The organism is Methylobacterium sp. Leaf94 (assembly GCF_001426045.1).
In the GTDB taxonomy this organism is placed as follows: domain Bacteria; phylum Pseudomonadota; class Alphaproteobacteria; order Rhizobiales; family Beijerinckiaceae; genus Methylobacterium.
Genome location: NZ_LMRM01000026.1, coordinates 12,100 through 33,186, shown reverse-complemented (window position 1 = coordinate 33,186; position 21,087 = coordinate 12,100). Strand labels below are relative to the sequence as shown.

At 67.6% G+C, this 21,087-nt stretch carries 17 protein-coding genes and 1 pseudogene; 11 read left to right on the top strand and 7 right to left on the bottom strand.

Annotated elements, in window-relative coordinates:
• Nucleotides 1–82: 82 nt before the first annotated feature.
• From ASG63_RS14685 to ASG63_RS14645, 9 genes and pseudogenes are all read left to right on the top strand, one after another.
• Nucleotides 83–631 (top strand): annotated as a pseudogene (locus ASG63_RS14685) (SDR family NAD(P)-dependent oxidoreductase); the annotation flags it as partial.
• Between the two features lie 95 nt (nucleotides 632–726).
• A complete protein-coding gene (locus ASG63_RS14680) occupies nucleotides 727–1,671 on the top strand; it encodes an NADP-dependent oxidoreductase (RefSeq protein WP_056217695.1) in 945 nt (314 codons plus the stop codon).
• Nucleotides 1,672–1,963: 292 nt separating this feature from the next.
• A complete protein-coding gene (locus tag ASG63_RS14675) occupies nucleotides 1,964–2,602 on the top strand; it encodes a 2,3-bisphosphoglycerate-dependent phosphoglycerate mutase (RefSeq protein WP_056217691.1) in 639 nt (212 codons plus the stop codon).
• Between the two features lie 183 nt (nucleotides 2,603–2,785).
• Nucleotides 2,786–3,847, top strand: coding sequence for a YeiH family protein (locus ASG63_RS14670; RefSeq protein ID WP_056160256.1), 1,062 nt, complete (start codon nucleotides 2,786–2,788; stop codon nucleotides 3,845–3,847).
• A gap of 101 nt (nucleotides 3,848–3,948) precedes the next feature.
• Nucleotides 3,949–5,088 (top strand): adenylate/guanylate cyclase domain-containing protein, encoded by a 1,140-nt coding sequence (locus tag ASG63_RS14665; RefSeq protein WP_056217688.1) that lies wholly within the window; start codon nucleotides 3,949–3,951, stop codon nucleotides 5,086–5,088.
• Nucleotides 5,089–5,284: 196 nt separating this feature from the next.
• Nucleotides 5,285–6,508, top strand: coding sequence for a molybdopterin-dependent oxidoreductase (locus tag ASG63_RS14660; RefSeq protein ID WP_056217685.1), 1,224 nt, complete (start codon nucleotides 5,285–5,287; stop codon nucleotides 6,506–6,508).
• Nucleotides 6,509–6,519: 11 nt separating this feature from the next.
• The gene (locus ASG63_RS14655) at nucleotides 6,520–6,858 is read left to right on the top strand and encodes a c-type cytochrome (RefSeq protein ID WP_056160265.1); all 339 of its coding nucleotides are present in this window, start codon (nucleotides 6,520–6,522) and stop codon (nucleotides 6,856–6,858) included.
• A gap of 184 nt (nucleotides 6,859–7,042) precedes the next feature.
• On the top strand, nucleotides 7,043–8,026 hold the full coding sequence (locus ASG63_RS14650; RefSeq protein WP_056160267.1) for a beta-propeller fold lactonase family protein: 984 nt from the start codon (nucleotides 7,043–7,045) through the stop codon (nucleotides 8,024–8,026).
• Nucleotides 8,027–8,104: 78 nt separating this feature from the next.
• Nucleotides 8,105–9,190, top strand: coding sequence for a sulfite oxidase (locus ASG63_RS14645; RefSeq protein WP_056160270.1), 1,086 nt, complete (start codon nucleotides 8,105–8,107; stop codon nucleotides 9,188–9,190).
• 3 nt (nucleotides 9,191–9,193) lie between these two features.
• Here the strand turns inward: ASG63_RS14645 and ASG63_RS14640 are convergent, their stop codons facing one another.
• Genes ASG63_RS14640 through ASG63_RS14620 form a run of 5 tightly spaced genes read right to left on the bottom strand, consistent with a single transcriptional unit; the run spans nucleotide 9,194 to nucleotide 12,161 of the window.
• Nucleotides 9,194–9,565 carry a YidH family protein gene (locus tag ASG63_RS14640; protein ID WP_056160273.1) on the bottom strand — a complete coding sequence of 124 codons (372 nt, stop codon included), beginning with the start codon at nucleotides 9,563–9,565 and terminating at the stop codon, nucleotides 9,194–9,196.
• Nucleotides 9,562–10,452: a LysR family transcriptional regulator gene (locus ASG63_RS14635; RefSeq protein ID WP_056217684.1), complete on the bottom strand. Its 891-nt coding sequence runs from the start codon at nucleotides 10,450–10,452 to the stop codon at nucleotides 9,562–9,564. Before ASG63_RS14635 ends, ASG63_RS14640 begins: the two co-directional genes overlap by 4 nt.
• Entirely contained in the window at nucleotides 10,449–11,258 is an 810-nt protein-coding gene (locus ASG63_RS14630) for an anti-sigma factor family protein (RefSeq protein ID WP_056160280.1), read from the bottom strand. Before ASG63_RS14630 ends, ASG63_RS14635 begins: the two co-directional genes overlap by 4 nt.
• The gene (locus ASG63_RS14625) at nucleotides 11,255–11,764 is read right to left on the bottom strand and encodes an RNA polymerase sigma factor (protein ID WP_056217681.1); all 510 of its coding nucleotides are present in this window, start codon (nucleotides 11,762–11,764) and stop codon (nucleotides 11,255–11,257) included. Before ASG63_RS14625 ends, ASG63_RS14630 begins: the two co-directional genes overlap by 4 nt.
• A gap of 13 nt (nucleotides 11,765–11,777) precedes the next feature.
• Nucleotides 11,778–12,161 carry a COG4315 family predicted lipoprotein gene (locus ASG63_RS14620; protein WP_056160287.1) on the bottom strand — a complete coding sequence of 128 codons (384 nt, stop codon included), beginning with the start codon at nucleotides 12,159–12,161 and terminating at the stop codon, nucleotides 11,778–11,780.
• A 182-nt stretch (nucleotides 12,162–12,343) separates the two neighbouring features.
• Here ASG63_RS14620 and copM point away from each other — a divergent pair, with 182 nt between their 5' ends.
• Nucleotides 12,344–12,799 carry a CopM family metallochaperone gene (gene copM, locus ASG63_RS14615; RefSeq protein ID WP_056160290.1) on the top strand — a complete coding sequence of 152 codons (456 nt, stop codon included), beginning with the start codon at nucleotides 12,344–12,346 and terminating at the stop codon, nucleotides 12,797–12,799.
• Entirely contained in the window at nucleotides 12,796–14,232 is a 1,437-nt protein-coding gene (locus ASG63_RS14610; protein WP_056217678.1) for a YncE family protein, read from the top strand. The genes copM and ASG63_RS14610 overlap by 4 nt, the downstream gene beginning before the upstream one ends.
• A gap of 355 nt (nucleotides 14,233–14,587) precedes the next feature.
• Here the strand turns inward: ASG63_RS14610 and ASG63_RS26510 are convergent, their stop codons facing one another.
• Together ASG63_RS26510 and ASG63_RS14605 are read right to left on the bottom strand one after the other, a co-directional pair.
• Nucleotides 14,588–16,183, bottom strand: coding sequence for a DUF3320 domain-containing protein (locus tag ASG63_RS26510; protein ID WP_244479920.1), 1,596 nt, complete (start codon nucleotides 16,181–16,183; stop codon nucleotides 14,588–14,590).
• Complete coding sequence (locus ASG63_RS14605; protein WP_244479919.1) at nucleotides 16,180–20,568, bottom strand: DUF4011 domain-containing protein; 4,389 nt, start codon at nucleotides 20,566–20,568, stop codon at nucleotides 16,180–16,182. The genes ASG63_RS26510 and ASG63_RS14605 overlap by 4 nt, the downstream gene beginning before the upstream one ends.
• Nucleotides 20,569–21,087: the final 519 nt, after the last annotated feature.

Below are 21,087 nucleotides of genomic sequence, written 5' to 3'. Positions count from 1 at the left end.
GCGCTCGCCCGACCAGCTGCGCCGGCCAAGCTACCCGTGGTGAAGCGGCCTACCGCGCACTAACTTTACCCTTGGACCACCGCGTGGGGGCCGATCAGTCAATAACGCCGGGGCGAACGTCGGGGGCGCCTTCGTCGATCAGGCGACGGACGACATCGAGCGGCTCGTGGCCTTGAACACCACGGCGGTGATGCGCCTCGCCAGCGCCGTCGCACCTCGTTTCGCGAAGGCCGGCGAAGGCGCCATCGTCAACATCGGATCGGTGGTCGGTCTGGCCCCCGAGTTCTCCATGTCGGTCTACGGCGCGACCAAGGCCTTCGTCCTGTTCCTGTCGCAGGGGCTCAGCCAGGAGTTGGCGAGCAAGGGCGTCTACGTGCAGGCCGTGCTGCCTGCGGCCACCGGCACGGAGATCTGGACCCGTTCGGGCGTGGATGCCGCCTCGCTGCCCCCGATGATGGAGGTCGGCGAGCTCGTCGACGCCGCCCTGGCCGGTTTCGACCGCCGCGAGCCGGTGACGATCCAGCCGCTCCACGACGCCGGGCAATGGGACGCCTTCCAGGCGGCGCGGCAGGCGATGATCCCGGGCTTCGCCCAGGTACACGCCGCTCCGCGCTACGCCTCGGCCTCGTGAATAGTACAGCCCCCGAAGCATTCGGAGACCACAGGCCCGCGAAGGCGTTCATCCTCGACCGGTACAAGAAGAAGCAGCCGCTCCGCCTGGGCGAGATGCCGGAGCCCGCGCTGAGCCCCGGTGACGTCCTGGTCGAGATCGCGGCGGCGGGGCTCAACGTCCTCGACGCCAACATCCGCGACGGCGAGTTCAAGCTGCTCCTGCCGTACAAGCCGCCCTTCGTCCTGGGGCACGACCTCGCGGGAACCGTGATTGGGATCGGGTCGGGCGTCAGCCGCTTCAAGGTCGGCGACGAGGTCTACGCCCGGCCACGCGACGGTCGCATCGGTACGCTGGCCGAGCGCATCGCCGTCGACGAGGCCGACCTCGCGCTCAAGCCCGGGAACGTCTCGATGGCCGAGGCAGCCTCGATCCCGCTGGTCGGCCTGACGGCATGGCAGGCCCTGGTCGAGGTGGCCAAGGTCAGGAAGGGCGACAAGGTGCTGATCCATGCGGGCTCGGGCGGCGTCGGCACCTTTGCCATCCAGCTCGCCAAGCATCTCGGTGCCACTGTCGCGACCACCGCGAGCGCCGGGAACGCCGACCTCGTCAGGGGCCTCGGGGCGGACATCGTCGTCGACTACAAGCGCCAGGACTTCGAGAAGGTGCTGTCGGGCTACGACGTCGTCCTGAACAGTCTCGACGGCGACGCCCTCCGGAAGTCGCTGAACGTGCTCAGGCCGGGCGGAAGGCTGATCTCGATCTCCGGGCCGCCGGACCCGGTCTTCGCCAAAACGCAGGGCCTGAACGCTTTCCTCGCGCTGGTCATGCGGCTGCTCAGCCTCAACATCCGTCGCAAGGCCAAGGCGCGCGGCGTCGACTATTCGTTCCTGTTCATGCAGGCGAACGGGGAGCAGTTGGCGAAGATCGCTGCCCTGGTCGAGGCCGGGTCTATTCGTCCGGTCCTGGATCGGGTGGTCCCGTTCGCGTCAACGGACGCGGCCCTGACCGAGCTTGAGGCCGGAAGGTCCAAGGGCAAGGTCGTCGTGGAGATTCGGTGAGGGGGCGGGAAGACACGCATAAGCCATTCAGGGTGAAACCCTAGGACCGCCAGGCTTTGCGAGCCCACGACCCATTTGGGACGTGGGCTCGCTTGTCGGGGCACGTCCAATGAGGGTGGGAAGCAGCTTGGCTGCTTTCAGTCGCAAGACGTTCATAAGCGGACCTAGGATGACCCGCCGTCTCCGGATGGACGGTCCAACCCATCGCAGGGTCGAAGTTCGTTAAAGTCGGATGCCGACATCATCAGAGGCGATGCGACCAGCACGAAAGTGCTCTGCCTCGGGAGACAGGGTGATTCACGATTGCAAAGCCCCGGTCACGCGACATCTCGTGCTGGTCCGGCATGGCCAGAGCGTAGCCAACCGATCCGGCCTGTTCACGGGATTGCTGGACTCGCCCTTGACCGAGCAGGGCCGGAGGGAAGCCGAGGCAGCCGGCCGGCGTTTGGCAGAGTGCAACTGGCGCTTTTCCGCTGCCTTCACCTCGACGCTAACGCGGGCCGTCGTGAGCGGCCGGCTTATCCTCGATGCGCTCGGGCAATCCGGATTGGTCCCCCAAAGCTTCGCCGCGCTCGACGAGCGAGACTACGGGGACCTCAGCGGGCTCGACAAGATCGCCGCCGATGCGCGCTGGGGGGCGGAGCGGATCGAGACCTGGCGCCGCTCCTACGCAGAGGCGCCGCCGAACGGTGAGAGCCTGCGCGATACCGTCTCCCGTATCGTGCCATGCTACCTCCGAACCATCCAGCCGGCGGTCATGGGCGGAGACGTGCTCGTCGTCGCCTACGGCAATTGCCTGCGGGCCCTTGTGATGGCGCTCGAAGACCTCAGCCCGGCGGAGGTCGAGCACCTCGAACTCGCGACGGGCTCCGTCAGGATCTATGAGCTTGCCGCGGACACGACGATCAAGGCCCACTGGATCGACGGGTGAATCCGCCTGTCGGCCTCTCACAATGGGTCTCCGTGATCTGCGAAGGGGCACTTATTTCATCTATTTCAGTGATGGGAAGCATCTAATCATTCCGTTGGAGTGAATGAAAAGAACATGGGATTCTCCGGCATCACATCGGAGCCACCCATGTCCGCGCCCAGACTTTTCTCCCACGCTCGGTCAATGCGTGCCTTGGCCGGCACGAGAGCCATCCTTCCGGGACTGGGTCTCTGTATGGCGGTCACCGCCGCAGCGGTCGGCTTCGAGGCCGTCGAGGCGCATCTGTTCGGTCGCGCCTGGCTCGAAGCCCTGGTGCTGGCGATCCTGCTCGGGAGCGCGATCCGCACCGCCTGGACCCCGTCGCAACGTTTCTTTCCCGGCATCGCCTTCGGGGCCAAGACCGTACTGGAGATCGCGGTCGTTCTACTCGGGGCCTCGCTCAGCCTCACGACGATCCTCGCCGCCGGTCCGGGTCTGCTTTTCGGCATCGCGGGCGTCGTCGTGGTCGCGATCCTGTCGAGTTACGGCATCGGCCGAGCGCTCGGGCTGCATCCGCGCATGGCGATCCTCGTGGCCTGCGGGAACTCGATCTGCGGCAACTCGGCGATCGCCGCCACGGCACCGGTGATCGGCGCAGACGGCGAGGACGTCGCCGCCTCCATTGCCTTCACTGCGGTGCTAGGCGTGCTGGTGGTGCTCGGCCTGCCGCTGCTGGTGCCGCTGCTCGGCCTGTCGCCGATGCAGTACGGCGTGCTCGCCGGCCTTACCGTCTACGCCGTGCCGCAGGTGCTCGCCGCCACCGCGCCGGTCGCGGCGCTCAGCGTCCAGGTCGGAACCCTGGTGAAGCTCGTCCGGGTGCTGATGCTAGGCCCGATCGTCCTGGTGCTCTCGCTCGGCGCGAGCCGGCTGCGCGAGGAGACCGACGAGGCCGCCCCCGGCGTCACCGCGGGCGACCGCCCGGCCCGCGGCGGCCTCGCGATCCACCGCCTGGTGCCGTGGTTCATCCTCGCCTTCCTTGCGCTCGCGGGCCTTCGCTCGACGGGCCTGATCCCGCCGGTTGCGCTCGCGCCGATGTCGGAGACCGCCAACGTGCTGACCGTGGTCTCGATGGCGGCGCTCGGCCTCGGGGTCGACGTGCGCAGCGTCGCCAAGGCCGGGGCGCGGGTGACCCTCGCGGTGGTCGCCTCGCTCCTCGCCCTCGGCGCCGTCAGCCTCGGCCTGATCCGCGTGCTCGGCCTCGTCTGATCCGCGCTATGGCATCGATCCAACTCCTTGATGAAAGAACTGCCGTGACACGTTCGTCCCAATCTTCGTCCGAGGCGGTCGCGCAGGGGACGGGATGGTTGATGGGGCCGGGTCGCGAAGCGGCGGACGCGGCAGCCCTTCTCGACGGGTTCAGTGCGTGCCTCTCGGGGCTTGGCCTGCCACTGGCCCGCGCCACCACCCACGCGCCGACCCTGCATCCGTCGTTCCGCTGGGTAATGCGCGTCTGGCATCCAGGAGCGTCGAGCCTAGCCTTGCGTCGCCGCCACGGCATCGAGAGTACGCCGACGTTCCACGGCAACACCGTCGAGCGCGTAGTCGAGACCCGTACCCCGTTCCGATGCCGTCTCGACGGGGATGGGCCGCTGCCGTTTCCCGTGCTCGGCGAGCTTCGCACCGAGGGTCTAACCGACTACCTCATCGTGCCGCTGCGCGCCGCGCGTGGACGCATGGGCGCCGCCTCCTGGGCCACGGCGAGACCGGGCGGCTTCACGCCGATCGAGATCTGCACGTTGCTGGCGCTGGTCGAGCCGTTCTCGCTGCTGTTCGAGATCAAGGCGCTCGACGACATGCTAGGCGCGGTGCTGAGCGCCTATGTCGGACGCGACCCGGCGCGGCAAATCCTGACCGGCACGGTGCGGCGCGGCGACGTACGCTTGATGCGGGCCGCGATGATGCTGACCGACCTGCGCGGGTTCGGCGAACTGTCCGACCGGCAAAGCCCCGACCGTGTCGTGGCCGCCCTCAACCGGATGTTCGATGCCATCGTGCCGGCCGTCGAGGCGGAAGGCGGCGAGGTGCTGAAGTACATCGGCGACGGGCTACTGGCCGTGTTCGATGCCGATCGCGACGAGGCCGAGGCGCGCAGTGCCGCCTTGCGTGCCGCCGAGGCCGCGCTTGATGCGCTTGCGACCCTGCGCAACGGTGACAGGGCTGCCTTCGAGGTCGGCGTCGCACTTCATGTCGGGGAGGTCGCCTACGGCAATATCGGCGGCGGCGACCGGGTCGATTTCACGGCGATCGGCCGCGATCTCAACGTGCTCGCCCGCGTCGAGCGCCTGTGCAAGACCTACAACACGCCGCTGATCGCCACCGACACCTTCATCGACGGGTTGGCACATGCCCTTGAACCGCTCGGCACCGTCGCCTTGCGCGGTTTTTCCGAGCGTCACGCCCTGTTCGGGTGTCGCAGGACCGCGCCCGTCGGCGCGCCGGCGGCGTGACGCCGAGACGGCGTCCTTGATCGTCCCATTGGAGATCGAAACTTCTCAAATCATCGCGTTTGGAGATCATTCGTATCGCGAAAGACCGTTGGTGGGAATAAATCGTATCCCGTAGCATCTCCCTGGTCGCGAGGAATCGCCACGGGTCCGATGCCTTCGAACGCATCGACGCCGACATCCTTCAAGGGGAGAGACCATGCACGGACTGGACAGACCGATGAACCGCCGCCTCGTCCTGGGTGGCCTAGGGCTCGGAAGCCTCGGCGCCGCCATACCGGCCTGGGCGGCGGGCTCGGTGAAGCTTCCGCTGCCCGGCGGCCCGGACGAGCGGGCGCTGACCACGGCCTTTCCGGGCAAGGCCGAGATGATCCTCCAGCGCACTCATCCGCCGCTACTGGAGACGCCGTTCTCGGTGTTCGACGAGGGTGTATTCACCCCCAACGACCGCTTCTACGTCCGCTGGCACTGGGCCTCGATCCCGACCGAAGTCGATGCCGGCACCTTCCGGCTCAAGGTCCACGGCCATGTCGAGAAGGAGCTCTCGCTCTCGCTCGACGCCATCGCCGGCCTGCCGCGCTTCGAGATCGCCGCAGTGAACCAGTGCTCGGGCAATTCGCGCGGGTTGTTCGAGCCGCGGGTGACCGGCGCGCAATGGGCAAACGGTTCGATGGGCAACGCCCGCTGGACCGGCGTGCGCCTCAGGGACGTGCTCGAAAAGGCCGGGGTGAAGGCCGGTGCCGTGCAGGTGCGCTTCAACGGCCTCGACGAGCCGGTGGTCGACGACGCGCCCGACTTCAAGAAGTCGCTCGATCTCAAGCACGCCAACAATGGTGAGGTGATGATCGCCTACGCGATGAACGGCGAGCAATTGCCGCTGCTCAATGGTTTCCCGCTCCGGCTCGTGGTGCCGGGCTGGTACTCGACCTACTGGGTCAAGATGCTGTCCGACATCGAAGTGCTGGACAAGCCCGACGACGGGTACTGGATGAAGACCGCTTACCGCATTCCTGACGTGCCGGGCGCTAACATCAAGCCCGGTCAGACCGGCTTCAAGACGGTGCCGATCAACAGGATGGTGCCGCGCTCGTTCGTCACCAACCTGACCGATGGCGCCAAGGTGGCGGCCGGAACGCCGGTGGCGTTGCGCGGCATCGCCTTCGGCGGCGATTGCGGGGTGAAGGCGGTGGACTTCTCAGGCGACGGCGGCGCGACGTGGTTCCCGGCGCAGCTCGGCGCGGACGAAGGCCCCTACAGCTTCCGCCGCTTCGACGGCAGCTTGCCGGCATTGGCTGCCGGCAGCCACACGGTCAGGGTCCGCTGCACCAACACCAACGGCGTCGCGCAGCCCCTGGACCGGGTCTGGAACGGGGCCGGCTTCATGCAGAACGGCATCGAGGCCGTGTCCTTCCAGGCCGCTTGAGGAGAACAGCCATGAACCCGATCCGCCCTGCGGCCCTCATCGCCGCCCTCATACTGTCTCCCCTGGTGGCGTTCGCCGCTTCGGCTCCCGAGCCGATGCGCTTCACCTCGCAATCGATCGAATTCCCGACTTCCGACCGGATCTTCCCGGACGGGCCGGGGGCCGAGGCGGTCAACAACAACTGCCTCGCCTGCCACTCGGCCGGGATGGTGCTGACCCAGCCCAAGCTCACGAAGGCGCAGTGGACCGAGACCGTGAACAAGATGGTTCACGTCTACAAGGCGCCGGTCGATCCGGCCGACGTGCAGACCATCGTCGACTACCTCACGGCGTTGAAGCCGACGCCCTGAACCCCCGAATCCCGAGGCCGCCGCGTTTTTTTCGCCGGCCTCGGGGAATAGACCGCGCCCTCCGGCATCTCCCCAGGGCGATGCACGGCCAAACCGGTCTCGCATCACGCAATCCGAATTAGAACCAGCCCTCACGGCAGGCCCCGGCCGCCGAACGAGCGCGCATGCCAGAGAGACACGCTTCATGACCCACGTCCGCACCAGCCTCCGCGCCCTCCTCGCCGGAGCCGCCTTGCTCCTCGCCCAGGGCCAGCCCGGGTCCGCCGCTGGCTTCGACGGCGCGATCAAGAACAACGCCCTGGCGCTGAACGCCGCTGGGACCGTCGCCGCTGTGTCGAACAGCGAGGAGAGCGCCGTCATCGTCTACGACGTCGCCAAGGGCACGGTGCTGCGCCGCCTCGACGGCTTCGTCACGCCGCGCAACATCGTTTTCGCGCCGGACGGCGCCCGCTTCTACGTCTCCGACAGTGGCACCGGCCGGATCACGGTCTATGAGACCGCCACCGGCAAGGAAGCCGGCGTTCTCGCCGCCGGCCCCGGCGCGTTCGGCACGGTGCTCTCGGCCGACGGGGCCAAGCTCTACGTCAACAACGAGGCCGCGAGCACGCTGACCGTGTTCGACACCAGGACCATGCTCGCCGAGGCCGTGATCCCCGGCTTCGCGCAGCCGCGCCAGGGCGTGAAGCTGTCGCCTGACGGCAAGACCGTGTTCGTCACGAACTTCCTTGGCGACAAGATCACGTTGGTCGATACCGCCACCAACAAGATCACCGGTGAGATCGCCGGGTTCGACAAGCTGCGCGCCATCTCGATCACCAAGGACGGCAAGACGCTTTTTGCCGCCAACAGCGGCCGTAATACCATCGGCGTGGTCGATGTCGCCGCCCATAAGGTCACCTCCGAAGTGGAAGTGGGCAAGGACCCCTACGGCGCCGCACTGACCCCGGACGGGCGCTTCGTCTATTCGGGCAACCTGAAGGACAACTCGCTCTCGGTGATCGACACCGGCACCCTCAAGGTCGTCGCCACGGTGACCGGCCTGAACGAGCCGCGCCAGGCGATCGCGTTCTCGGCCGACAACGCCCATGCCTACGTCCTCAACCGCGACCTCAGCGTCGCCGTAGTGGACCGGGCGAAGAACGCGGTGGTCTCGACGATGAAGCCCTGAGGCGACGCGCGCCGGGGGCCTTATCGCCCCCGGCGCGTTCTCGTCGTCGATACGTCACGAACGCAGGACAAAAACCCCATGCTCGGCCTGTTCCAGCGCAAGGACCGCCTCATCGTGCACGGCGAGGCGCCCTACAATGCCGAGCCGCCGCTCGATCGCCTGCGGGCGGCCTTCCTCACCGACCAGGCCGACTTCTACGTCCGCAGCCACGGCGACATCCCGGACCTCGACGCCGACGGCTACCGCCTGACTGTCGACGGGATGATCGCGACGCCCCTCGAATTGTCCGTCGCCGATCTGAAGGCACGCTTCGCGCACGTCACCGTCACAGCGGTGATGCAATGCGCCGGCAACCGCCGGGCCGACATGCTGGCGGTGGCCCCGGTCGCCGGCGACCCGTGGGCGGCCGGCGCCATCGGCAACGCGGAATGGACTGGGGTGCGGCTCGCCGACGTCCTGCACGCCGCCGGGATCGATGCGGGCAGTCCGCGCCACGTCGCCTTCGAGAGCCACGACCGTATCGCGGGGTCGGACATACGCTTCGGCGCCTCGATCCCGCTCGCCAAGGCGCTGGCGCCCGAGACGCTGCTCGCCTTCGCGATGAACGGCGAGCCTCTCGCCCCCGAGCACGGCTATCCGTTGCGCGTGGTGGTGCCGGGATTTGCCGGCATCCGCAGCCCGAAATGGCTCGCCCGCATCACGGTGCAGGACCACCCCTCCGACAACCCGATGCAGGCCGACGACTACAAGCTGTTTCCGCCCGACGTGACCGCCGAGACCGCGGACCCCGCCCACGGCATCACCATCGAGGCGATGCCGCTCAACAGCGCGATCTGCGAGCCCGCCCGCGGCGCAGCGTTGAAGCCCGGCCGGCACGCGATCCGCGGCTACGCCATCGCCAGCGATCGCGCGGTCGCCCGCGTCGACGTCTCGACGGATGGCGGCCGCAGCTGGGCGCAGGCCCGGATCGACCGCGATGCCGACGCGCCCTACGCCTGGACGTTCTGGGAGATCGACCGCGAGCTGACCGCGGGCGAGCACGAACTCGCGGTGCGGGCCTGGGACTCCGCCGGCCAGACCCAGCCGGCCGCGCCCGACGACACCTGGAACTACAAGGGCTACCTCAGCGCCGCCTGGCACCGGGTACGGGTCACTGTGGCCTGACCGTCACGCCCAGAGCAGGGCGGTGGCCGCAAGGCCCGAGATCGCGATCAGCAAGGCCACGATCCCGACGGTGAGGATGCGCGGCATCATCGGGATCTCGGCATCGGCGAGACGCGCCCGGATCGCCCGGTCCCGCCATGCGGCGCCGGCGAACGAGGCAAGCGCGCAGGCGATCAACGTGAGCGACAGCACCTTCAGCGGCCAGACCGCCAGCACCTCCCGCAGGAAGCGCTGCGCGGCCAGGCCGACGCCGAGGAAGGCGAGCCCGGTGCGAAGCCACGCCACGAACGTACGCTCGGCTGCCAGAACCGTCCGGTCCTCGGCGAGCCTCACCCGGGGATCGTCGGGGTGCACGGGTTTCGCAGGATCGCTCATCCGGCATCCGCCGTCGCGATCAGGTCGAGCAACGCGTCGGCGGCCCGGCTGCGGTAGCGCTCCTTGTGGCGCAGCACCCGGAACGGCCGGCTCGGCAGGGCGAACGCCGCCCGCACCAGGGTTCCGGTCCGAAGCGCGGCGGCGACCACGGTCTCGGACAGGACGGCGGCCCCGCCCCCGGCCTCGACGGCGGCGCGCACCGCCTCGTTAGAGGGCAGTTCGAGCGTGACCCGAAGCTGGGCGGCTGCGAGGCCGGCCGCACCCAGGGCCGCCTCGAAGGCCGAGCGGGTTCCCGATCCCGCCTCGCGCAGCACCCAGTCGGCCCCGGCGAGATTTTCGGGTTCGAGGTCGGTCGCCCCGGCGAAGGCATGGCCAGGGGCGACCACGAGGACCAGTTGGTCCTGCGCGATGGTGGTGCTCGCAAGCGTCGGGTCGTCGAGCGCCCCCTCGACGAAGCCGAGTTCGGCCTGCCCGGCGCGCACCGCGTCGGCGGCGTCGGTGGTGTTGCCCACCGCCAACCGGATAGCGATCTCAGGGTAGGCCCGGCGGAAGGCGACGAGGTGGCGAGGCAGCCAGTCGCTGGCGATGGTCTGGCTGGCGTAGAGCGCCAGCGTCCCGCGCCGCAGGCCGCTGAGGTCGGCGAGCACCAGTTCGGCGGCCTCGGCCCGGGCGAGCACGGCGCGGGCCTCGACGAGAAATATGCGCCCCGCCTCAGTCAGCTCGATCCCGCGGCCGACCCGGTGAAAGAGCTTGGTGGCGTGTCGCCCCTCGATGTTGGCGATCGCCGTGCTGACCGCCGACTGGACGAGGTTCAGCGCTTCGGCGGCCCGCGTCACGTGCTGTCGCTCGGCCACCGCCACAAAGATGCGGAGTTGGTCGAGGGTCATGGTTGCCGCTGCGGAACCGGCAGTCCACGGACTTGCGCGTCGACCGACTGCGCGACGATCAACAGCCGCGCCTCGTCGGTGCGACCCGTGACGACGTAGGACATGCCGCCATCGACCCAGGAGAAGGCGGCGATGTCGCCCTCGCGGGCGAAGCGGAACACCGTGCGGCCATCCGCATCGCCTACGCGGCTGTAGAGTGTCAGCCGGGTGCCGTGGTCGTCATCGTACATCAGCATCGCGGCGGATTCGGAACCCGCCGGCAGCAGCCGGCCGCCCATCAGGCGGAAGCCGTACGCCGTAAGGTCGGGGGTGGTCACCGCCCGGCCGAGGCGCTTCGAGAGCCACGTAACAAGGTGCGGCTTCTCGTCGGCGCGCACCTCCACCGGATGCACCGCCTCGACCACGTAGGTGCGGAAGGCCGCCACCGCGTCGTCGGTCGCTGGCTCGGTTCGCGCGAGCGTGACCGTGGGTACCTGCCGCGCGGCATGGCCGAACCAGCCGGCGGCGCCGCCGACCGCGAGGCAGAGCACGGCCGCAGCCGCGACCGGAAGCCAGCGGTAGGTTATCGGGCGATGTCGCGAGCGGATGTTGGCCACCCGGAGCCGCGCCGGAATCGCCTCCTCGGCGATCGGCGCGAGGCGGGCACGCAAGCGCTCGCGTAGGGCGCGATCCGCCGAGACCTCCGCCGCCCGCGCGGGGTTTCCCCTGAGCCATGCCTCGACCAGCGCCTGCCGCTCCGGTTCGAGACGACCGTCGATCAGGCCGTGGAGGTCGTCCTCGCCGACCGGGCGCGGATCCCCGCTCATTTCACCCTCCTCAAGAGTCCGGTCCGGCCAGTTTCCAGAAAACCGCGCATCCGCGTCCGGGCCCGGCTCAACCGCGACATCACCGTGCCGAGCGGTACCCCGAGCACCTGGGCCGCCTCGGCATAAGACAGATCCTCGACCGCGACGAGGAGCAGCACCGAGCGCTGCTCCTCGGGCAGGGTGTCGAGCCCGGTGAGCACGTCGCGTGCCCCCATAGCGGCCTCGGGGTCGGCACCCGGATCGGGCACCTGCTCCAAAGCCTCAGCGCCGACATCGATGCCGCGCCGGCCCCGGCGTCGAACAGTGCCAAGGAACAGGTTGCGCTCGATCGTGAACAGCCAGGCTCGCAGGTCGCCGTCGCGGCGACGTCCGGACCAGGCGGACAACGCCCGCTCCAAAGTGTCCTGGACGAGGTCGTCCGCCGCTTCGCGGTCCCGCAACAGTGCGACTGCGTAGCGCCGCAACGCTGGGATCTGCGGTTCGATGAGGGCGGCGATCTCGTCCACGAGGCTTTACCGATTAGGGCTTGGCGATGTGCCATGCACCGTTGAGGAATCCGTCGCCGGTGATGTCGCCGGGCTTCGTATCCTTGGCGAAGGTGTAGAGCGGCTTGCCCTTGTGGGCCCACTGCATCGTGCCGTCGTCCCGCGTCACCATCGTCCAGTCGCCACTAGCAGCCGAGCCGGAGGCGGCCATCAGTGCCGGCCAGTTGGCGGCGCAGGGGCCGTTGCACATCGACTTGCCGCCCATGTCCTTGTCGAAGGTGTAGAGGGTCATGCTCTTGGAATCGACGAGCGCCGGCCCCTTGGCAGTCTCGGCCGTTATCGCAGGCGCAGCGGCCTGGGCGGCGACGGCGGAGAAGGCGAAGGCCGCAAAGGCGGCGCGGATCAGCATGGTGCGCATGAGTGAGGTCTCCGGCGGTCTACCATGACCGCATCGGGAGAGATGCCGAACGGGCGCGTCTATTCCACTGACATTTGGAAAAGATCGATCACATCGGCAGGGCCACCAATTCGTCCCCGGCCAGGGAATAAAGCCGTTTCCCCGGCATCTCTCCCATCGACAACGAACGAGGAGGACGGCCCATGCGCGGAGCACTGGGATTTGCGCTCACGGCCGCCGTGATGGCCGGCGGCCTCGTCGGCGGCCGGATGATGATGCCCCCGACGCTGGCCGCCGCCGAGCCGCCGGCCATCGTCTCCGCGTCCTTCGACGCGATGATGGCGCAGTCGATGACGCGGATGCATGCCGACATGATGGTCCCGCCCTCGGGCGATCCGGACCGCGACTTCGCTGCGATGATGATCCCGCACCACGCGGGCGCGATCGCGATGGCCCAGGCAGAGCTGCTCTACGGCAAGGATCCGGTCCTGCGCCGCCTCGCGCAGGGGATCATCGTCGAACAGGGCCAGGAGATCGCGGTGATGCGCCGGGCGCTCGCCGATCTCCCTCCCGCGCCGGATTCGTCTGCCGCAGCCACCCACCTTCACCACCATGGCACGGCCCCTGCCGCCGAGATGCCTTCGGAGATCTGCCGATGAAGACCGCCCTCACCCTCCTCGCGCTCGCGATGCTCTCCGGCTCGGCTCTCGCCGGGCAGGCCCCGGGTGCAGCCTTTGCACCGGACGTGCCGGTCAGCGGCAGGGACCGGTTCTATACGTCGGACCAGTTCTCCAACACGGTCTCGGTGGTCGATCCCGCCGCCAACGTCCTGCTCGGCGTGATCCGGCTCGGCGACCCGACGCCGATGAACCTGAGCCCGCTCTATCGCGGCCAGCTCCTCGTCCACGGCATGGGCTTCTCGCCCGACCACAGGACGCTGCTCGCGGTCTCGATCGGCTCGAACTCCGTGAGCTTCATCGACACGGCGACCAACACGGTCCGCCACACCGCCTATGTCGGCCGCGCGCCGCACGAGGCCTTCTTCACGCCGGACGGCCGAGAGGTCTGGGTGAGCGTGCGCGGCGAGGACTACATCGCCGTGCTCGATGCCGCGACCGCCAAGGAGACGCGCCGAATCACCGTGCCGAACGGGCCCGGCATGACGATCTTCTCGCCGGACGGCGCCTACGGCTATGTCTGCTCCAGCTTCAGCCCCGAGACGGTGGTGATCGACACGAAGACCCACTCCATCGTCGGGCGCGTGAAGCAGGAGAGCCCGTTCTGCCCCGACATCGCCGCAACACCGGACGGCAAGCAGGTGTGGTTCACCCTCAAGGATGTCGGCCGGACCCAGGTGTTCTCTGCGACGCCGCCATTCGCGCCGCTGAAGACGATCGAGACCGGGCCGATCACCAACCACGTCAACATCGTCTCGACCAAGGCCGGCCAGTTCGCCTACGTGACGATCGGCGGCCTGAACCAGGTCAAGGTGTTTCGCACCGACGACTTCACCCAGGTCGCCACCATTCCGACCGGCGCCCTACCGCACGGGCTCTGGCCCTCGGGCGACGGCAGCCGCGTCTATGTCGGCCTGGAGAACGCCGACAAGGCGGCGGTGATCGACACCGCGTCGAACACGGTGATCGCCGAGGTGCCGATCGGGCAGGGTCCGCAGGGCGTCGCCTACGTCCCGAACGCCGTGCCGGAGGGCGACGGAATGCAAAACCTCCAAGCGCTGGGCGCAGCCGGCAAGACCAGCGCGCTGACGCTCGCGGGTACCGATGGCAAGCCGGCGACGCAGGTCACCCTGTTCGACCAGGGCGTGTTGCAGACGCTGCAGGCCGCGGTAACGGGACTGCCCTCGAAGATGCCGTTCGTGCTGGCGCTGGCCGCCGATCCGAAGGGGGCCGCAGGCCTGGAGCCGCTCGCCGCCTTCATGACCAACCCGGCCGGCGCGGCCATCGTCAACGCGATCGGCCCGATCCGCCAGATCACCCGCACGGATGCCGGCGCGAGCCGGCGCTACCTCGTGGTGGTCTCGGGCAAGCCCGGTGAACTCGGCGGCGTCGTCCAGATGCAGACTGTGGATTGAACGGGCGGCCTCACGAGCGCGGGAAGCGGGAATCCGAGAGCATGCGTTCGCAGCGCGCGTCCAGCTGCAACGTCTGCTTTCAAGGCCTCCATTGGCTTGCTTCTATGACCGAGTAGGGTCGAGATCCGCCCGTCCGGTATACGGCTGAAATGGGCGGTTTTCCGCCAGTCCCCTTTGAGTGAGTTTGACTACTGAAGCGGATGCTGCGGGCGTGTGACGCATAATTCTAGTATGAAGCAGCCATCCTCCGTTCGTGAAGACCCGCAATCTGTCCTACAAGTGCTGACGTCGGACATGTAGCCTCGAAGCACTGAGCAGAACTAGAGCCATCACGATCCTGACGCGCATCCCCACCTCACGATGCGGCTGACTGGCGAGCGAGTTGGCTCGCCTTCTCAAACCGAGCCCGCGCAGCGGATTCAATACGCGACAGCCCGAGGCGTTGACCGATCATCTTGGCGCGCTCGGCTTCCGAGGCATTGGACGGCAGAGTTATCGCGATCCCGACAAGTTCCGGCATCGGCGTATCGGAGTGACTGCGGACAGCCGCGTTGGCCGGGCGGTGAGGATAGCTCGTGCGGGGTTCCTCGCCACGCGGCCAGAGCACGGGGCGTCCATCATCCTCGGTTCGGGCAACGGATGCGTCGATCTGCGCGGCGATGGCGTCACGGACGAGCGGGCCGACCCGCTGAATACCGTGAGCACGAGCGATGCGGCGAATGAGTAGCTCCTCGTAGATCGGCCCTTCCACGGAGAGGACATAGTCGACCATGGCACTGAGCGTCGGTCGGTAGGACGCATCGTAGAACCGGCCCGGTTCGACCGGCCGGCCGAGATCATTCAGATCCGCGATCCTGTAGACCTGCACGTCATCCTCGGCTTCCGGCCTCGGGGCCGGCGACGTGACCGGCAGGGCCGGATCGGCGTAGAGGCGCTGCAGAACAACTTCGGTGACGGGCTCAGGGTCGTTTGCGGGCTCGCTTAGCATCTCGACGACGGGTGGAGCGACCTCGGGCTGCGCCGTTGGCTCGTCCCAGTCCTGCTCGACGACCTTGGGTTCGACAGCGACGTCGATTGGCGATGCCGCCGCAGCCCTGGCACGATCGGCTTCGAGATCCTCGACCAAGCGCTGATCAAGCTTGGCGAGGGCGCCCTCGGCATTCGTCCACCACTCGGTGCTCCAGACCCGCCGGATGCGCCAGCCGAGGTCGGACAGCACGTGCTCGCGCAGGCGGTCGCGATCCCGGGCTGTGGCCGAGCTATGGTAGGTCGCGCCATCGCATTCAACGCCAGCGAGATAGCGCCCGGGGGCATCGGGATGGACGATGCCGAGATCGATCCGGAAGCCCGACACGCCGATCTGCGTGTGGACGATCCATCCCCTGGCCTGGAGCCCCGCCATCACTGCGGCTTCGAACGGTGATTCGACGTCGCCACCGGTCGGCGCGAAGGCTTCGGCCAGCGCCCGCGCCCCGCGATCGGCGAATTCGAGGAAGTGCTTAAAGTCGCGTACGCCCTGCGCCCGGGTGCGACCGAGATCGATCTGCTCGGGCCGGAGCGACGCGAACACAAGGAGCTCGCGCCGGGCGCGGGTGATCGCAACGTTAAGGCGACGATGGCCACCGTCCTTGTTGAGCGACGACACCGTGCTGACCGGACGCCCGGTTGGGTCCGGCCCGACTGCGACCGAGAAGATGATGGCGTCGCGCTCGTCGCCCTGCACGTTCTCGAGGTTCTTCACGAACACGGGCTCGTGCCAGCGATCCTTATCGAAGAACGGCTCCAGTTCGGGGTATGAGCGCCGCTGCTCATCGAGGAGGTTCTCGATCAAGCGTTGCTGCTCGCCGTTGAAGGTGACTACGCCAAGCGAGCGTTGCTCTTCCGCGAAGCTCGGGTCGCGTAGGCGACGCACGATCTCTGCGACGACGGCGCGGGCCTCGGGGCGGTTCACGCGGCCCGCTCCGTGTTCATAGACGCCATCCGGCACGAGGGTGAGCGGACGGCCCGGTCGTCGGTCACGGGCGACGGGAACGTAACCAGCCGGCCTCCATAGTAGCGGCTGTTCGAGAAGGCGATCAAGCTCTCGTGGCGGCTGCGATAGTGCCAATCGAGGTTCCGCCGGGGGATGTTGCCGGCGATGCATTCGTCGAGGATCGACTCCTGATCCATGACGTCGCTCCCGTCCTCGATGTCGTCGACGCCACGGTCACCGACGTTAGTCGGCGGCAGCTGCTTAGGATCTCCGACGATGACGACCTGCTTCGCCCGGGCGAGCGCACCGATGGCGTCCCACGGAGAGATTTGCGAGGCTTCGTCGAAGATGACAACGTCGAACGGCTCCTTGTCGGGTGGTAGGTACTGCGCGATCGAGAGCGGGCTCATCATCACGCAGGGAGTGAGCTTGGTCAGGGCCGTCGGTATCCGGCCGAACAGCTTCCTCAGCGGCATGTGCTGCGTCTTCTTAGTTAGCTCGTGGGAGAGCGTGCCCCATTCTGGGTCGGCTCCGAAGGCGGTCGCTCCTGGGATGCCGCCGCCAAGGCGCGAACGGACGACCTGCTTGGAGAGTTCGGTGACGCGGGCGTCGGCGGCGCGGAAGCGCAGGATCGCATCCTCGTGCCGCTCTGGCAGGAAACGCCGCAGTACGGGATCATGGCTGACGACACGGTCGATCCACCAGCGCGCATAAGCGGTCTCGAAGGCAGTCTCCGCGCGGTCGGGGGCGACGCGACCCTCTTCCAGGGCATCGATCAGCGGCGCGAGACCGGTCTGGCGCGCGTTCTGGGCTAAAGCTTGCCAGGCGCACCAACCTTGGGCGCGTCCCAATCCCGAGCTCCAACACCGGGCGAGTGCGAGGCTTTGTTCGATCCAGTCAGCTTCGGCGGCCAACGGCTCTTCGGGATCGGCACGACCTGCGAGGAGGCCGAGCGCCTTCATCGCTTCATTCGCCCTCACACGGTCCTGTGCGAAAGCGGCGTAGCTCTGCGCGATCCGGCCGCCTTCGTCGAGAGCGCGGCCTTGGCGCTCGACGAGCTGCACGAGGTGATCCCGCAAGCCGTCGATCCCGAGGGACAGGGGCCCAAGGATGTCGAGCAGTTGCTCAACCTTTTCGGCCCAGGTGAGGGCCGAGGCGAACTCGGATGCCGGGCAGTCCGGACTGCTCCACGGCAACCCGAGCCGAGAGAGGATCAATTCCTCCAGGCATCCAGCTTTCACGTGCTTGGCGACTTCGATCAGCCCCGTGAGATCCGGCCCGAGATCGGCTGGCAGTGGCCCCTCCGCGTAGGGCTGAACCTGGGCGGACACCTTCTTCAGCTTACTGCCCTTGACCAGGAAGTTCGACCCCTGCGCGGCGACCCACTCTGCCAGCAGCGCGCCTAAATTCTGATCCAGGATGCCTGGACCGTACCGGCCGGTGAGCCGGCCGAGCAACTGGGCTTTCGTGGCCAGGAACCGCTCGCGCGCGGCGACGGCCCGGCGCAAATCGCCGGCTCCGTCGGCGAGGAAGGCTGCGCCGCAGGGCGCGTCCGACCGCATGAGGTAGTTGCCTAGCACTACCAGCCCGCGCGTGCCTGCATAGGTCGCGAGCAGAGAGGGTAGGCCGATCGCCTCGGCGAAGGTCTGCCCACTAACCCGGAGCGCGCCGAGCGTCTGCTCCACGGCTTGGATCGCAGTGGCTGTGCCGTCGCGCCAGACCGGAGACCACTGGGTGGCTTCGACACCCTGAAGCGGGTGATCCACCAGCGATCCGACGGACGCGAGGACGGGGCGAAGCTCTCGACATGCCGCGCGCAGGTTGGCGAGCGTCTTGTCGTCGTGGGCGAGGTGATCCGGCCATGTGAGAACGAGCGGGGCCTCGGCACCTGCGGCCGCGATAACCCGTCCGAAGGCCTCATAGGCCGAAAGCCCGTTCTCCCGCCGCCGATGCAGGGCGTTCACGAGGGCATTGAGTTCCTCGCGCAGGCTCGCGAGTTCGCTCGTGGCCGCGTCCCAGGTACCCTGCGATGGGGTTGAGCGGTCGTGCCAGGCCCGGCGCAGCTGGCCGAGGACGGCCGATTTCTGTGCCTTGGTCGAATGGACCTCCAGCCAGTATTCGCCGAGACCAATTTCCTGTAGGCGGCGCTGCACGACCTCCAGGGCAGCGGTCTTCTGCGAGACGAACAGCACGGTCCGCCCTTGTGCGAGGCACTGGGCGATCATGTTGCCGATCGTCTGGCTCTTGCCGGTGCCAGGCGGCCCGAACAGTACAAAGTCCTTGCCGCTGGCGGCGGCGAGGACCGCAGAGAGTTGAGAAGAATCGGCAGAGAGCGGCGAGAAGACGGTCTCCGGCGGATGCTCCCAGTCGAGACGTGCCGGCTCTGGGAACGGCATGCCGTCACCGTAGGAATGCTTGGGTGTGTCGATAAGGTGGCGCACGACGGGGTTGCGCTTCAGCACATCTGCCCGATCGACCAAGTCCTTCCACATCAGGTACTTGGTAAAGGAAAAGGCCGAGAGCACGACGTCCGGCACGACCTCCCAGCCGCGCAGTTCCTTCACGTGCTGGCGGACGATTCGGAAGATGCCGTCGACGTCGTACCCGGACCCGTCCCGAGGAAGGTCCCCCTCCAATTCCGGCATGCGCAGCTTAAAGTCCTCGCGCAGCATCTCCAGCAGGGTTGGGTTGATCCGCACCTCTTCGTCGTGGAGGGCAAGCTTGAAGCCGGCCCGCACGCTGGAACGCTTAAGTGTGACCGGGACGAGGAGCAGCGGGGCGCGATAGGCGGCCTCGCCTTCTTTCTTGGTCCATGACAGGAAGCCGATGGCGAGGAAGAGGATATTGGCTCCGCCCTCCTCAAACCCGTTGCGGGCGAGCCGGTAGAGGTCGAGCAGGCGCCGGTCGAGATCGGCCTCGGTCGAGGTTGTGTAGATCTCCTTCCGGGCGAGAGCCGCCTCCAGATAGGTGCGGCGGCCATCATCGTGGTGGCGGCGGGCATAGAGATCGGCGCTGCGCTCGTCGGATCCGGTCAGCACGTCCGAGAGCGCCTTCAGCCGAAACTCGGACCCCGCCGCGAGGCCGTCCTCCAACGCCCCCGGCGAGACGCACTCGAGGACGACGGAGCCCTTCCCCGGCTTGAAGTTCAGAAGCTTATTGCGAAGCGTGAGGTCGAGCAGCTTGCGCTTCCAGCGCTCCACGCGTCCGACCGGGGTCTCAGGGGCTTCGTCGACCGGCATGCGTGGCTCATCGTCGAAAGGCGGCGGTGCTCCAATCGGCTGATTGATCGGCTGGGTGGGAGTGGGTGCGACGCCGGTCGGCCTCCCGTCGCCGAGATCCATCGGCCGGATACCGCGCCGACGGCAGCGTCGGACGTCGATAGCAATCTCAAGCGCTGCCGGTGCTTCGTCCTCGACCTGGACGCTCCCCCGCGTAGTAGCGACCTTGAACGTCGCTGGCGGATCGGGGGTAAGGAGCGTCGTCTCGACGAAGACGAGTTCCTGGAGGTCACGCCGCTTGCGGAGCAACTGCATGTCGTCGACGGTCGCATTCGCGAAATCGTCGTCCTGCAGCCAGACGCCGACGAAGGCATGGCCAGCCGTCAGTACCAGCACCGGGTTGAGCCCCGCCTGCTCGAGGCAGGCGGCGTAGAGCAGGGAGAGATCGAGGCAGGTGCCGACCTTGCGCTCAAGGATGTCGCTCGGACCCCGGACCTTCTGCCCGGCCTGTTCGAAGCTCGCAGGCGGCAGGACATAGGCGATCCGACGATCGGCGATCGCCGCCCAGATCGCCTCGGCGAGCTCCCAGGCGCGGGCCTTCTTCTGCGTGGTGTAGCCATTCAGACCGGTTTCGCGGCCGGCTTCGCCCAGCTTCGTGGCGGCATCGCGTAGAATGACGTCCACCGCTGGATCGTTCGGCCGCACAAAGGCAGCGAGCAACTCTGGCGCGCTGCGACCGCCGCCCCAGTGAGAGGGTGGAAGCAGGCGAATTTCAACTACGCTTTGCGCGCGTTCACCGGCTGCATCCTTTAGGATCGTCGTCAGTTCGAGACGGCTTGCCTCCGTGAAGCCAGCGAGCAGTGTCGCATCGAGGCGAACATCGGGGGTCTCGATGTGATGGTTCGAGCCCGCTGGAACGCGATCGATGCGCAGGGTCAGAGGCTGCACCACGGCGGGTCGGCTCTCAATCTGCACCCGCAGATCAACAAGGTCCTCATCGGACGCGTTCGTAATTACGATCTCGCGAATTACGGGAATCGCGTTCTCATAGTACGCAAGGCTGACATGCTCCGTGGCTGAGCACACGACCAGGACGGCATCCGCGATGGCGATCCCGACGGCGGGTTCGATCTTCTCACCGTTCACTGCACGATCCACCGGCTTGAGAAGCGCCCGCCCTATTTGTAGCGGGCGAGTTTAGGACCGACGTCGTCGCAGGCCTCCCCAAACGGATCCCGCATAAGGCTGAACTCGGCATCGTTGACGTAGCCGGTGACGTAACAGACGTCCCGTCCGACGTCAGCACCTGTGGGACAGGTTGAGGGTCTTCATGAACGGAGGATGGCTGGTTCATCGTAGCTCCTGAGGAGCGAAGATGAAGCAGACATCCGGACCGGCCAAGAAGCCGGCAGAAGCGGTGATGAAGAGAACCGGAGGCGTACCGCCTCAAAAGAGACCCATCGAATAACGACTGCGTTCGAGGCGCCACGCCACGCGCTTGGACGGCAGAACCGGGTCGGGAGCCGACCGTCTGATCCGCCCCCATCGAAGTAGTCCGCTCTAAGGTATAGCCTGCGGGCCAGGGCGAGGACGGACAGATGGGAACGAAGCGGCACAAGCCGGTGATTGTGATGGACCTCATTAAGCTACACTACGCAAAGGGAC

Excerpts from the sequence above, each read along its gene's own strand:
- ASG63_RS14680 (WP_056217695.1), top strand. The coding sequence starts at position 727 with ATGCCGGAGCCCGCGCTGAGCCCCGGTGACGTCCTGGTCGAGATCGCG.
- ASG63_RS14645 (WP_056160270.1), top strand. The coding sequence starts at position 8,105 with ATGCTCGGCCTGTTCCAGCGCAAGGACCGCCTCATCGTGCACGGCGAG.
- ASG63_RS14660 (WP_056217685.1), top strand. The coding sequence starts at position 5,285 with ATGCACGGACTGGACAGACCGATGAACCGCCGCCTCGTCCTGGGTGGC.
- ASG63_RS14630 (WP_056160280.1), bottom strand. The coding sequence starts at position 11,258 with ATGAGCGGGGATCCGCGCCCGGTCGGCGAGGACGACCTCCACGGCCTG.
- copM (WP_056160290.1), top strand. The coding sequence starts at position 12,344 with ATGCGCGGAGCACTGGGATTTGCGCTCACGGCCGCCGTGATGGCCGGC.
- ASG63_RS14610 (WP_056217678.1), top strand. The coding sequence starts at position 12,796 with ATGAAGACCGCCCTCACCCTCCTCGCGCTCGCGATGCTCTCCGGCTCG.
- ASG63_RS14665 (WP_056217688.1), top strand. The coding sequence starts at position 3,949 with ATGGGGCCGGGTCGCGAAGCGGCGGACGCGGCAGCCCTTCTCGACGGG.
- ASG63_RS14620 (WP_056160287.1), bottom strand. The coding sequence starts at position 12,161 with ATGCGCACCATGCTGATCCGCGCCGCCTTTGCGGCCTTCGCCTTCTCC.
- ASG63_RS14655 (WP_056160265.1), top strand. The coding sequence starts at position 6,520 with ATGAACCCGATCCGCCCTGCGGCCCTCATCGCCGCCCTCATACTGTCT.
- ASG63_RS14640 (WP_056160273.1), bottom strand. The coding sequence starts at position 9,565 with ATGAGCGATCCTGCGAAACCCGTGCACCCCGACGATCCCCGGGTGAGG.
- ASG63_RS14650 (WP_056160267.1), top strand. The coding sequence starts at position 7,043 with ATGACCCACGTCCGCACCAGCCTCCGCGCCCTCCTCGCCGGAGCCGCC.
- ASG63_RS14670 (WP_056160256.1), top strand. The coding sequence starts at position 2,786 with ATGCGTGCCTTGGCCGGCACGAGAGCCATCCTTCCGGGACTGGGTCTC.
- ASG63_RS14635 (WP_056217684.1), bottom strand. The coding sequence starts at position 10,452 with ATGACCCTCGACCAACTCCGCATCTTTGTGGCGGTGGCCGAGCGACAG.